The 12,516-nt window shown below is 41.0% G+C and carries 12 protein-coding genes; 9 read left to right on the top strand and 3 right to left on the bottom strand.

All coding sequences use genetic code 11. The features are described from left to right. Together CSV70_RS09955 and CSV70_RS09950 are read right to left on the bottom strand one after the other, a co-directional pair. Positions 1 to 578, bottom strand: a 578-nt coding sequence (locus tag CSV70_RS09955; protein ID WP_099679259.1) for a response regulator transcription factor, incomplete at its 3' end; no start/stop codon positions are given. A gap of 15 nt (positions 579 to 593) precedes the next feature. Next, on the bottom strand, positions 594 to 1,955 hold the full coding sequence (locus CSV70_RS09950; RefSeq protein ID WP_099628853.1) for a sensor histidine kinase: 1,362 nt from the start codon (positions 1,953 to 1,955) through the stop codon (positions 594 to 596). Positions 1,956 to 2,183: 228 nt separating this feature from the next. Here CSV70_RS09950 and CSV70_RS09945 point away from each other — a divergent pair, with 228 nt between their 5' ends. Together CSV70_RS09945 and CSV70_RS09940 are read left to right on the top strand one after the other, a co-directional pair. Continuing rightward, positions 2,184 to 2,744, top strand: a complete 561-nt coding sequence (locus tag CSV70_RS09945; protein ID WP_099628083.1) for a YdhK family protein — start codon at positions 2,184 to 2,186, stop codon at positions 2,742 to 2,744. A 167-nt stretch (positions 2,745 to 2,911) separates the two neighbouring features. Further along, positions 2,912 to 3,454: a CueP family metal-binding protein gene (locus CSV70_RS09940; RefSeq protein ID WP_085130837.1), complete on the top strand. Its 543-nt coding sequence runs from the start codon at positions 2,912 to 2,914 to the stop codon at positions 3,452 to 3,454. Positions 3,455 to 3,524: 70 nt separating this feature from the next. Here the strand turns inward: CSV70_RS09940 and CSV70_RS09935 are convergent, their stop codons facing one another. Beyond that, positions 3,525 to 5,237, bottom strand: a complete 1,713-nt coding sequence (locus CSV70_RS09935) for an ABC transporter ATP-binding protein (protein ID WP_099627554.1) — start codon at positions 5,235 to 5,237, stop codon at positions 3,525 to 3,527. A 371-nt stretch (positions 5,238 to 5,608) separates the two neighbouring features. On the opposite strand from CSV70_RS09935, the gene CSV70_RS09930 reads away from it, so the two are divergent. From CSV70_RS09930 to CSV70_RS09895, 7 genes are all read left to right on the top strand, one after another. Then, positions 5,609 to 6,046 (top strand): VOC family protein, encoded by a 438-nt coding sequence (locus CSV70_RS09930; RefSeq protein ID WP_099628854.1) that lies wholly within the window; start codon positions 5,609 to 5,611, stop codon positions 6,044 to 6,046. Positions 6,047 to 6,321: 275 nt separating this feature from the next. After that, on the top strand, positions 6,322 to 6,855 hold the full coding sequence (locus CSV70_RS09925) for a dihydrofolate reductase family protein (RefSeq protein WP_099628855.1): 534 nt from the start codon (positions 6,322 to 6,324) through the stop codon (positions 6,853 to 6,855). A gap of 502 nt (positions 6,856 to 7,357) precedes the next feature. Next, entirely contained in the window at positions 7,358 to 8,317 is a 960-nt protein-coding gene (locus tag CSV70_RS09915; RefSeq protein ID WP_233191799.1) for an urea transporter, read from the top strand. A 103-nt stretch (positions 8,318 to 8,420) separates the two neighbouring features. Then, positions 8,421 to 10,001 carry an ABC transporter substrate-binding protein gene (locus tag CSV70_RS09910; RefSeq protein WP_233191798.1) on the top strand — a complete coding sequence of 527 codons (1,581 nt, stop codon included), beginning with the start codon at positions 8,421 to 8,423 and terminating at the stop codon, positions 9,999 to 10,001. Then, complete coding sequence (locus CSV70_RS09905) at positions 9,991 to 10,959, top strand: ABC transporter permease (protein WP_099628857.1); 969 nt, start codon at positions 9,991 to 9,993, stop codon at positions 10,957 to 10,959. The genes CSV70_RS09910 and CSV70_RS09905 overlap by 11 nt, the downstream gene beginning before the upstream one ends. Beyond that, complete coding sequence (locus tag CSV70_RS09900) at positions 10,960 to 11,772, top strand: ABC transporter permease (protein WP_099628858.1); 813 nt, start codon at positions 10,960 to 10,962, stop codon at positions 11,770 to 11,772. Continuing rightward, a complete protein-coding gene (locus CSV70_RS09895; RefSeq protein ID WP_099628859.1) occupies positions 11,765 to 12,514 on the top strand; it encodes an ATP-binding cassette domain-containing protein in 750 nt (249 codons plus the stop codon). Before CSV70_RS09900 ends, CSV70_RS09895 begins: the two co-directional genes overlap by 8 nt. Positions 12,515 to 12,516: the final 2 nt, after the last annotated feature.

Genomic DNA, 12,516 nt, shown 5'->3' with positions numbered 1-12,516 from the left:
GAATCGACTGTCCGGACTTCTGTATACGTGTCATATTCCCAAGCGACTTGAAGCAAATCTTCCCGTGTGAATGTGCGATTTGGCCGGTTCATCATCGCTTCTATAATATAGAATTCCTTTAACGTAAGACGAACTTCATGCGTGTCATAGAGGATGGAATAGGACTCCAAGTTAAGCGTAAATGGGCCTTCTTGAATAGTCTTTGGTTGATTTTCTTCTTCTGTACGTCGTAATGCCACACGTACTCTTGCTGTGAGTTCGCGTTCGTCAAATGGTTTCGTAATATAATCATCCGCACCTTGGTCGAGTCCTTTTACCACATCTGATTTATCGGAACGAGCCGTTAATAAAATGACCGGTACATCTGAAATTTTTCTAATTCTACGGCAAACTTCCCATCCATCCATGCCAGGCATCATCACATCGAGGAGGACGAGATGTACGTCCTCCGTTTTGAACACTTCAAGTGCTTTTTGGCCGTCCGTCGCTTGCAAACAGCGATATCCGTGTGGAGTGAGGAATAGTTCTAGCAGATCGAGCATGCGTTGTTCATCATCAATAAGCAAAATGGTTTTCATTTGGATCACCAACTCCTATTTTAATCGTACCGTAAAGATACTACCTTTATCCAATTCGCTCTGTACTTCGATAGTGCCACCATGTGCTTCTGTTAATTCCTTCACTGTCGCTAAACCAAGACCCGCACCGCCGAACGAACGGGAACGAGATTTCTCGACACGATACAATTTTTCGAATATTTGTTGCTGATTTTCAACTGCAATACCACACCCACTGTCTTGGACTTGTAAAACCGTATGCTTTTTATCTTGAAAAGCACGAACGATTACCGTACTGCCAGTTTCAGAATAGTGAAGCGCATTGTCTAACAGATTAAGAATAATTTGTTCAAGTCGCATTCGATCCGCCACTAGAGAGAAATCGCGGACTTGTTCAATCAGCAACGTAATTCCTTTCAAATCAAATGATGGTTGGACAAGTTGGACAATATCTCGGATGAACGCGTCAGCGGAGAATTCGGATTTCGTCACAGTGAACGTCATTTCATCCATTTGAGCGAGGTCCATTAAGTTTTTCACAAGTGTTTTTAAGCGCTCGGCCTCTTCTTCGATAATCGATAAGTAGTTAAATCGCTCCGTATCATTCAATTCTGTGCGCTGTGCCACTTTAGCGTAGCCGATTAAGTACGTAAGGGGAGTGCCCATTTCGTGAGATACAGACGCGAGAAACTCTTTTCGTTCGCGTTTGACGCGGCTTAAGTCATTCGATAATTTCCGAATGGAAGCGGCCAATTCTCCCAGTTCATCATTCGAAAACTTCGGCAAGTCCACATCGTACAATCCTTCGCTCATCTGCTCCGTCGCTTCTTTCATGCGAATGAGTGGACGTGTCAACCATTTAGATAGTAATAAGTAAACCATAAATAGAACGACAATGCTGCCGCCACCAGCAAGTAGAAAATGAATATTGAGTTGATTGACAAGTTGACGTATAGGAATGGTACTTTGAAGCATGACGAGAGTCCCAGCATGTCCTTTCGCCTCATATGGATGCACGCTGACGAGGTAAGGAATCTTTTCCCAATCAACTGGCAATATAGTATCTTGCTTCGGTTGCTTTTCATGTAATTGATTCAAATAAGGCGTGAGGACCTCTTCATTTTCCAATGAATGCTGGACGATCTGTCCACTATTATCGAGAATAGCGACGTCTCGTTCACCACCGCTTTCCATTAGAATGATATGCTGCAACGTCGTTTCAGTATAATTATCTTCCAAGACATTTCGATGGTTGCTACCTGTTTTTAAAAGTCGATCTAGTTCTTCATCCACCCGAGCATGTGTGATGGTCTGATGTAAATACACCATCAGCAATGTATCCATAATAAGAAAGGAAATAATAAATGAAGCCGCTAACTTCGTTGAAATTTTCTTCATAGCATGCGCCCCTTTACTCTATTGAGCAGTATAAGATAAATGTATCGAAAATGTATGCAGAAAGCACCCATTACGCGCATGGCTGGCGGTAGTTGTACTAAAATCATGCAAGTCTTTTTCCATTGGACGTTATTACAATTAAGGAGTTTCTAAGGAGTTTAGGGATTTAGCCCAAAGAAAGATAAGAGATTGTTATACTAGTATTAATTTTATGAAGGAGTGAATCTGATGAAAAAACAAGTACTTACACTAAGTGCCGCGTTTGCTCTAGTGCTTGCAGGATGTGGAGAGACCACGCCAAAAGAACAAGAACCTGCTAAGAGTGAAGAAACTTCACATAATGATATGGAAGGAATGGACCATTCTAGCGATGGAAGTATTCCTGAAGGTTTAATGGAAGCTGAAAACCCGACATACCCCGTTGGATCTGAAGCCATTATTGAAACGGATCATATGGAAGGGATGAAGGGCGCCACTGCAACTATAGTGGGCGCATTTGATACGACTGCATATTCCATCAATTACCCACCGACAGATGGTGGTGAGAAAGTGATCGATCATAAATGGGTCGTTCATGAAGAAATAGAAGATCCCGCACCTGCTCCGCTTGAAAAGGGAACTGAAGTGACCGTACTCGCTGATCATATGGCAGGTATGGAAGGCGCGAAAGCAGAAATTGAATCAGCCGAGAAGACTACTGTCTATATGATCGATTATGCGTCTACTACAGATGGAGAAGAAGTGCAAAATCACAAATGGGTTGTGGAAGATGAGTTATCAGAACAGTAATTAACAAACGATAGAGTTGCCTAGCGCAGCTCTTTTCATTGTACTTACGTTCGGATCATGTACACTATACATAAAAGGCAGAACTTGCGCTACATGTTCTCTTCATAAGTACGGAATCTTGATCTTGCTAAACAGCTACCAAAATAAAATGAATAGGTCGTGATACGATGAAAGGAAAAATGATGGCTATGTTGCTACTGGTCACCGCTTTATTAGTCGGTTGTAGTAAAGAAAATGCCAATAACGAAGCACAAACCCCACAAGCACCACAAGAATCAGTGGACATTAAAGAATTAGTGAACGACTATACCGTTAGAAATGCTGTAGCTGCGTCTGCTTCTATTACATCGTCTGAACTGATTGTCACGGATGATGATAAAAAAGTTACAACGTACGATCTGCCAGAAGATGAGTTTTTTGTATCGATTGCTCCTTTCGTGAACACTACACACCCGTGCGACGTCCATAGTCTAACAGGTTGCCAAGGTGAACTCGTTGAGGAAGATTTCGATGTGCATATAGAAGATTCAGAAGGTAATGTAATTCTCGATGAAGTTAAGACAACTGAAGCGAATGGATTTATCGACTTATGGCTGCCGCGTGATGATACATTCACAGTCACAATCAAACAAGACACGAAAGAAACTGTAGCTGAAATTACTACATTCGATGGGGACAACACGTGCATCACCACTATGCGTTTGGAGTGATTTCGAAAGTAAACTTCATATGAAAAAAACTGTGCCGCAAACGTTTGCGGAACAGTTTTTTTATGTGTAATTATACTTGGTTAGCTTGATGCAATTGAGCAAATGTACCATTTTGGCGCAATAAATTTTCATACGTTCCTTGCTCTTCAATACCATCTTCGGTCATCACGATGACTTGATCAGCATTACGAATCGTTGTGAGACGATGCGCGATGATGAGTGTAGTACGATTAACGGCTAATTCTTCCAGTGATTGTTGAATGATGCGTTCCGTTTCGGTATCAAGTGCGGAAGTCGCTTCATCTAGAATGAGAATCGGTGGATTTTTTAAGAACATCCGAGCGATTGCCAGGCGTTGCTTTTGACCACCTGATAGTTTTAATCCACGTTCACCAATTTGCGTGTCATAGCCATTTGGCATACTACTGATCAAGTCGGTAAGATGGGCTTTTTCTGCCGCTTCAAATACTTCCTCGTCTGTCGCATGTAATTTACCGTACGCAATATTATCACGAATCGTTCCTGTAAACAAGAAGACATCTTGTTGCACGATCCCGATTTGACTGCGCAATGATTTCTGCGTCATTTCTCGAATATCTATTCCATCAATTGAAATAGACCCTTCATTGACTTCGTAAAAACGAGGGATGAGTGAACAAATAGTCGTCTTTCCAGCACCCGAAGGACCAACGAACGCGATGGTTTGTCCAGCGTGAATCGTTAAGTCGATATTGCGTAACACAGGTCGCTCGACGTCGTAACCAAATGTCACATCGCGAAATGTAATATCTCCATGTAGCTGATCAACGACTAGTGCATTTTTCACATCTTTAATTTCTGGATCTTGGTTAATTAATGCACGGAAACGACTAAAACCTGCCATCCCTTTTGGATATAACTCCAGCAAGGCACTTATTTTATCGATAGGCTTAATCAAAATATTGCTAAATAAAATAAAGCTGACTAATTCACCGTATGTTAATTTATCATTCACTGTGAACCAAGCACCGACAATTAAAATAACTAGTGTGACAAGGCGCGTGAGCATATACATCGAAGACGTAGCCCACGCCATGACTTTATACGCTTTTAGTTTAGCTAAGCGGAACTGATCATTGTCTTGTTGGAAACGACGTAATTCAAAATCTTCATTTGTAAATGATTTCACAACGCGTGAGCCGGACACAGAATCCTCAACCCGTCCATTGACATCTCCGATATTTTGATACATTTTATGCCACGCTGCATTCATCTTCTTATTAGAGAAGGCGACGACAACTGCAAGCAACGGAACCATTACGATGGCGATTAAAGCAAGCTCAGGGTTGATCGTATACATGATCCCAAACGCACCTAGAATGGTCATGACCGCAATGAACGCATCTTCAGGCCCATGGTGAGCTAATTCACCAATATCGAATAAGTCCGTCGTGATGCGTGTCATAATATGGCCCGTTTTTGTATTATCAAAAAAACGGAAAGATTGTTTCTGTACATGTTCGAACAATTCACGGCGCATATCGGTTTCGATGTTAATTCCGAGTTTATGCCCTAAATAGCTAACAATATAATGAAGAAACGTACTTACTAAATAGACGAGCAATAGTAAAAAGCTGACGGTGATAATTCGATTCCAATCTCCTGACGGCAAGAGTCCATCGATAAACCACTGAACGGCAAGGGGGAAGGCCAGTTCAAGAAGGGCTACGAAAATGGCGCTGAAAAAGTCGATCAAAAACAAGCGCTTATGTGGCTTGTAGTAGGAGAAAAATTGTGTAATCATGTAGTAATTCCTTTCCGTTGATGTATTAGTAGTATAAGAGAAGACTGAAGAAAAATCATCTTAGACGGGTGTCATTAAAGGTGAAATAAATAATAGAAGGAACTTCACACACAGTCAAACGTACTGCCATACGATATATTCTGCTATAGGGGTTATTTGTCCCTGCCCTGGTTTTGAACGGTGTAGCACCCAGTGGCGTGACGTTTTTTTAAAAATATAGTGTGTTAAAAACAATTTGGTGAAACATACTGAAGGGATTGGCTGTTCGCGTAAATGAATAAATCGCCTAACACATGTAGTTGTGATAAATGAACAGTTCTTAAAACAGTTCAGGATGATAAATGAATAGTGCGACATGGGAGGTTTCAGACATGAAAATCAACAGAATAGATCATGTCAGTATAAATGTACATGATCTAGCGGAGGCTAAAACATTTTTTCTCGATTTAGGGCTTGAAGTACATGCGGAATGGGAATTGGATGGGGAGCAGTTAGACAGAATAGTGGGTCTTACTCATGTGAAAACGACGTGTGTAGCATTGGGGATGCAGGACGGTCAGACGTGGATTGAACTAGTAAAGTTTTATTCGCCGTCAGATGATAAAGGTATACAGAAACCTTCTGCAAATACGCTAGGTATCCGACACATTTGTTTTGCCGTTGAAGATATTGAAAACATTGTTGCGAAACTAAAAAAGAGCGGCAAGGAAATCTTTAGTGAAATACAGCAATATGAAGAGAGTTATAAGCTATGCTACATTCGTGGTCCAGAGGGAATTATTTTAGAGCTGGCGGAAAAAATCAACTAAATGTCAAATGAGAAGTTAAATGATCTCGATCTCCAAATTTAAAGAAGTCTTCTAAAAACTATCGTATATCAATGAATAAGCGCAAAGTAGACACTTTGTTGATTGGAGTGGAAGATGGTGACTCCTGCGAGTTCACCGCCCTTGAAACGGAAATCAACGGTTTCTTAAGACTGTTGTGCTATCGGATTGTATTGATGAATTGAATTAGTGACGTAAATCTGCTAATATTCGCAAGAACGTACATTCTTATTTTGAAAGTGAATAGGAGGATTATGATGAAAAAACAAAGGAAGTTAGTATTATTTATTGCTCAAAGTTTAGATGGTTATATCGCAACAAAAGATGACTCACTTGATTGGTTATTTAATGTTGAGGGGGAAGGAGACAATGGCTATTCGGAGTTTTTCGAAAAGATAGATACAGTTTTAATGGGTAAAAGGACATATGATTGGATTATGGAACAAGAAAAAGGACAATTCCCATATTCAAATAAAAATAGTTACGTTTTTTCCAGGTCATCTGTAACGGATACAAAAGATGTTACATTTATAAATGGGGATATTGTTAGCTTTACTAATAATTTGAAAAAAGAAGAAGGTAAAGATATCTGGATAGTTGGTGGTGGAGATATCCTACATACATTTTTAAAAGAGAAGTTAGTCGATGAACTGATCGTAACCGTTGCACCCACAATTATCGGAGAGGGAATTCCTTTATTTAAACCAGACGATTATGAACTCGATCTTTCCCTAAGAGGTACTAAAACTTTCAATCAATTTGTTGAATTACATTATACAGTAAATAGATGAGTACGATTGTTTTACTGTTATCGGATGCAATCTACAACCCATTCAGTAATAGGCGCGTTTAACGTGGAGAACGATGGAGTGTAATTTACTTGATTGGGAGAAATTAGGGCGAATTCTATGAAAGAAAAGTAAGCCTACTTATAGTGGTTATGGTTGTAATCGTGCTTTCGTTAGTAGAATATTTAATTCCTGAAAGAAGCAGTATTGAATTTGTTGTAATCGCTGGATTATCAGCCTTAATCGGCGGTTTGTTAGGTAATAAACTTTTTCCGATCTTGAAGGTTCACCGCACACCCTCCAAACGCGTCCGGCTGCAGCGCAGATCAACGGCTTTCAACCACTGTCTCGTTAAAGGGTGCAACTGTAGCACTATGTACATTTTATGTATAAGAACTAGTGTATTAGCAGAAAATTTGATAATAGGACAACTAACACATTTCAGAACAATGCCAGATCGTCTGAATAAGTATGTCACTAAAGTAAATGAAATAGGTGAGCCAATTTGGGAGACGAAAATAGAGAAAATCAAACGATGCAAGTGATGAAAAAAGGAAGTGTAACTGCTTTTCTTAAAGAATCTCTTAAAGGGATATCCCAAATCATTTATATTGAAAACACGGTAACGGGTCTTCTGATTTTATTAGCTATTACGGTATCTTCGTTTTCATTAGGGGTTATTGCAGGCTTATCCGCCATGATTGGCACATTGGTTGCGAAAGTAGGCGGTGCAGATCAAACATGGATCAGTAAAGGTTTGATGAGCTATAATTCTGTGCTTTCCGGATTAGTACTACAAACATTTTTAACCGGACCGAACGCTTGGGTTGTGGCATTGGTAGGAGCGGCAATCACTGCAATATTCACAGCGACGTTAATGTATTTCTTAGGCAACTTCGGCATCCCGATCCTGACGTTACCATTTATCTTATCCACATGGTTTATACTGCTTTCATCTTATAAACTCGATAGTATCAAGTTAAATGAGTCACTGGTTCCTCAAAGTGTAGCGAATTGGGAACTGCATGTAGAAGGCGAAATTGATCTGTTCCAAGCAATTTTCAATGGAATCGGTCAAATCTTTTTTCTTACTGAAACCATACCCGGTCTTTTATTATTCATAGCGGTTTTTTGGGCTAGCAGGAAAATGGGCATATACGCGGTCATCGGAAACGTGGTCGCTTGCGCAACAGCTCTTGCTTTAGTCGGAGAACATACGTTGATCATGCTAGGGTTATATGGCTACAACGCTATTTTGACCATTCTAGCCGTATCGGTCGTATACAACGCGAAGGAAAATCGCTATGCACCGATTACAGGTGTGCTAGCGGCATGTATTACAGTTCCTCTCATGGCTAGTGTCAGCATTTGGTTATTACCGTTTGGACTTCCCGCATTGACGATGCCGTTTGTACTGAGCACTTGGTTAATACTAGGAGCTAGAAAAGTTCTACCGAATTTATAATGGCTCCGTAGTGAAAAATATAAACCGTTAGACAGGACAAATGCATACGAACATGAAATAATGATAAAATGTGGTAAATCTAGTGAGAAAAAAGGAGAGACTAATGTTTACATTAAATAAGAAAATGCTTGTACTTTTTATGGTACTTGTGTTGATTGTGGCAGGTTGTAGTAAAAAAGAGGATGTTAAAGAAGCAACTCCAACTAAAGAGAATCGCCTCATTTATGCTTCTGAAGAAGAGTTCGAAGGGCTAAACCCGATCCTCGAAGAAACGAACTTAGATGCATTATTGTTTCGTGGAGTCATGCGATTTGATGAAAATAATAAAGTAGGTACGGACATCGCAGACACGTTCGATGTATCAGAGGATAAACTTACGTATACGTTTACGTTAAAAGAAGGTATTACATTCCATGATGGGAAAGAACTTACATCAGAAGATGTAGTGTTCACGATAGAAAGTATTATGGATGATCAAAACGCTTCATTTTTGAAATCTGATTTTGAAGAAGTGAAATCTACCAAAACGCTGGATAAATATACTGTAGAAGTTACATTAAAACAGCCATTTACCCCTTTACTGGACAAGTTAACTGTACCCATCCTTCCGAAACATGCTTTTGAAGGAGTCGATATGAGAACGGCGGACTTTAACAGCCATCCGATTGGTGCGGGACCATATAAGTTTGATAATTGGGACCGTGGCAATGCGTTGACACTACAGGCCTATAGCGACTTTTTTGGAACGAAGCCTTCGATTGAAAAAGTGATATTCAAGTTTATTCCGGATAGTAATGTCCGTGCACTTCAGTTGAAGTCGGGTGAAGTGGATGTTGCACTTTTGGATCCTGTACAAGTTGAAAACTTGCAAAAAGAAGAGAACTTGACTATTTACGATATGGAATCGTCCGATTACCGTGGCATTTTGTTCAATATGAATTTGGACTTTTGGAAAGATGTTAATGTGCGTCGTGCGTTTAGTTATGCAACCGATCGAGAACAAATCGTAAAAGGTATTTTAAAAGGACATGGTTCTGTTGCTTATTCACCATTGCAAAACCATGAATTCCATAATGATCAAATAGAAAAGTACACATATGACGTGGAAAAAGCGAATGCGCTATTAGATGAAGCAGGTTGGATAGAAAAAGAGGACGGTATGCGTTACAAAGACGGAGAAAAACTATCCTTTACGATTACTACACCGGCAAGCGATACTGTTCGTACGAACATGGCAAATTACGTTGCCGAAGGGTTTAAGGACATCGGTGCGGATGTAAAAGTAGCTGCACTTGACTGGAGCGCGATTACGATTGAAGACGCAGATGCGTTCATGGTGGGTTGGGGCAGTCCCTATGACGCGGATCATCATACGCATATATTGTTCCATACGAATGAATCGAGTATAAATAGCACCGGTTATAACTATGGTAATTATTCGAATGAAAAAGTGGACGAACTACTTGAAAAAGGACGTACCACGACGGATCCGGATGAACGGAAAGCAATTTATATGCAGTTCCAAGAAGAATTAGCGAAAGATCCGGCATTTGACTTCATAGCCTACGAAAATGCAGTGTATGGTATAAACAAAAATGTAAGTGGTGTGAAAGAACGAACGCTAGGTCATCATGGATCTGGTTTCCTCTGGAACGTCGAGGAGTGGAAGTGGAATGATCAGTAAATGGGTAGGGAAGCGAATGGTGATGGGGATTGTAGTCCTCTTCATCGTTAGCTTCCTCTCTTTTTTCATTATGCAAGCAGCGCCTGGAGATCCTGCTGCGGCTTTTTATGGAGGCAATGCGCAGACGTTAACCGCAGCTGAAAAAGAACGCATTACCCGTGCGTATGCATTAGACCGTCCGGTAGCTGAGCAGTACGTTGCTTGGCTAGGTGAAACAGTTAAAGGAAATTTAGGGATTTCTTCCAAAGAAGGTAGACCCGTTTCCGACATCATCGTGGAACGGCTACCGAATACGCTACTATTATTTAGCGTAACGATGTTTTTTATTGTCATGGGTTCCCTTTGGCTTGGCACAGTGGCGGGTATGAAGGCAGGTTCGATGTGGGATAAAGGTCTTTCCACATTTAGTATCGCAACGTCTTCCATACCTGCCTTTTGGCTTGGTATTCTGTTCATCTACTTCTTTGCTGTGAATCTTGGAATTCTTCCTTCTTCTGGGTCGGGTGATGTAGAGGGTACTGGCGGTGTGATCGATAAAATCCGTCATCTCATCATGCCTGCGGGTGTGCTGATTGTAACGCATGTAGGGATTTATGCACGTTTTCTACAGGAAAGTATCAAGATAGAAAACGGTCAATACTATGTGAAGGTGGCACGCGCAAATGGTGTAATGGAAAGGTTCATTCGAAAAGGAATCGTGCGTAACGCCTCCGTTCCTTATTTGAATTACATCGCTATGACCATTCCGTCGTTCTTTGGTGGTTCTATTATTGTGGAATCATTGTTTGCTTGGCCTGGATTAGGGCAATTGACGGTCAAAGCAGTCGCAACGAAGGATTACCCATTATTAATGGGCAGCATTATGGTGACGGGCATCCTAGTCGTGATGACATTATTTATTGTCGATCTCATTATGTACGCTATGGATCCGAAGTTGCGTAAAGGAGGTATCCGGTAAATGAAGTCACGGAAAGCACTTTTATTTTGGTGCAGCCTTCTTGGATTGATTATCTTATTGACGGTATTTTCAACTATACTGGCCCCATACAGTCCGAATGACATGAACATGGATGAAATATATAGTGCCCCGAGTAGTGATCATTGGTTAGGAACAGATCATTTAGGTCGAGACGTTTTTTCGCGTTTATTAGAAGGTGGGAAAGTAACGTTAGCTGTCGCAAGTGGTTCGGTTATTTTGTCGCTAGTGATTGGAATTGTGTATGGCGGTATTAGTGGATATTTTGGCGGTGTGATCGATACCGTTATGATGCGATTATTGGAAGCTTTGATTACCATTCCGGCTCTAATTATCATTTTGGCATTTCAAGCATTTTTGCAAGGCGGTATGTGGGGCATGGCGCTTCTCATTGGGTTGACAGGATGGCTTGTTACCGCAAGAATAGTCCGTTCGGAATTCATTCGGCTCAAAGAAGAAGAGTTTGTTAAAATGGCTAGCATGCTAGGGACACCTGTTTGGAAAATTCTATGGGGTCATTTGCTACGCAACAGCCTACCTGCCATTTTTGTTTTGACGTTATTTAATTTTGCGAGTGCGATTTTTATGGAAGTATCACTTAGTTTTCTCGGCATCGGTATACCGCAATCGATTCCATCATGGGGGAATATGTTGTACTACGCGCAAAACGATATTTTAATTGGCGCTTGGTGGATTGCATTATTTCCAGGCATTATGATTTTCTTGACTATTCTCGCGATTAATTTTATCGGAGAGGCGTGGAAAAATCCGGAGCGGAGGCGTGTTCATGATTGAAGTAAGAGACCTCTCTATTACAATGAAAGGTAAGCACATTACGCATCACGTTGAGTTCACTATAGCGCGTGGAAAAATCACGTCGCTGATTGGAGAAAGTGGTAGCGGAAAGAGTATGACGGTATCGGCTGTGCTTGGTATGCTACCAACAGATGCCAAAGTAAGCGGAGCCATCATGTACGAAGGTCGAAACCTATTGGATATATCTGATCAGGAGATGGAAAGCGTGAAGAAGCAAGATATTTTCACGATATTCCAAGACGCATCGAACAGTTTTAATCCGTCCGTGAAAATGAGGCATCAACTGTATGCATTCTCGGGGAAACGTGTTGGCGATACGTTACAAGTATTTGATGAAAAAATGCTTTCAATTTTAGACAAGTTGGGCTTATCCTGGGAAGTTGTCGAGCGCTATCCTTTTCAATTATCAGGCGGAATGTTGCAAAGATGTATGATTGCGTGCGCATTTTACGTGGAACCTGCTTTACTCATCGCAGACGAGCCCACATCTGCACTGGATATGGTGTTGCAAAAAGAATTCATTGAATGGCTCATTCGTCTCAATGAAGAACGGGGTACGACGATTCTTCTCATTACCCATGACCTAGATATCGTCGCTGAAGCCGCTCATGAAATGGCCGTTATGCAGCAAGGAAACATTGTGGAAACGGGGAAGGTGGAAACCGTTTTCTCGAATCCCCGTCATGCCTATACAAAGCGGTTGTTGGAGAGTAGATTTTAGGA

This window comes from Sporosarcina sp. P25 (assembly GCF_002743235.1).
Lineage (GTDB): Bacteria > Bacillota > Bacilli > Bacillales_A > Planococcaceae > Sporosarcina > Sporosarcina ureae_B.
The sequence above is the reverse complement of the archived record's forward strand: the minus strand, read 5'-3'. Positions and strand labels throughout refer to the sequence as shown.

Bases quoted from the DNA above. Each gene is read 5' to 3' on its own strand.
- CSV70_RS09950 (WP_099628853.1), bottom strand. From the start codon at position 1,955: ATGAAGAAAATTTCAACGAAGTTAGCGGCTTCATTTATTATTTCCTTT.
- CSV70_RS09940 (WP_085130837.1), top strand. From the start codon at position 2,912: ATGAAAGGAAAAATGATGGCTATGTTGCTACTGGTCACCGCTTTATTA.
- CSV70_RS09945 (WP_099628083.1), top strand. From the start codon at position 2,184: ATGAAAAAACAAGTACTTACACTAAGTGCCGCGTTTGCTCTAGTGCTT.
- CSV70_RS09935 (WP_099627554.1), bottom strand. From the start codon at position 5,237: ATGATTACACAATTTTTCTCCTACTACAAGCCACATAAGCGCTTGTTT.
- CSV70_RS09895 (WP_099628859.1), top strand. From the start codon at position 11,765: ATGATTGAAGTAAGAGACCTCTCTATTACAATGAAAGGTAAGCACATT.
- CSV70_RS09930 (WP_099628854.1), top strand. From the start codon at position 5,609: ATGAAAATCAACAGAATAGATCATGTCAGTATAAATGTACATGATCTA.
- CSV70_RS09925 (WP_099628855.1), top strand. From the start codon at position 6,322: ATGAAAAAACAAAGGAAGTTAGTATTATTTATTGCTCAAAGTTTAGAT.
- CSV70_RS09900 (WP_099628858.1), top strand. From the start codon at position 10,960: ATGAAGTCACGGAAAGCACTTTTATTTTGGTGCAGCCTTCTTGGATTG.
- CSV70_RS09905 (WP_099628857.1), top strand. From the start codon at position 9,991: ATGATCAGTAAATGGGTAGGGAAGCGAATGGTGATGGGGATTGTAGTC.
- CSV70_RS09910 (WP_233191798.1), top strand. From the start codon at position 8,421: ATGTTTACATTAAATAAGAAAATGCTTGTACTTTTTATGGTACTTGTG.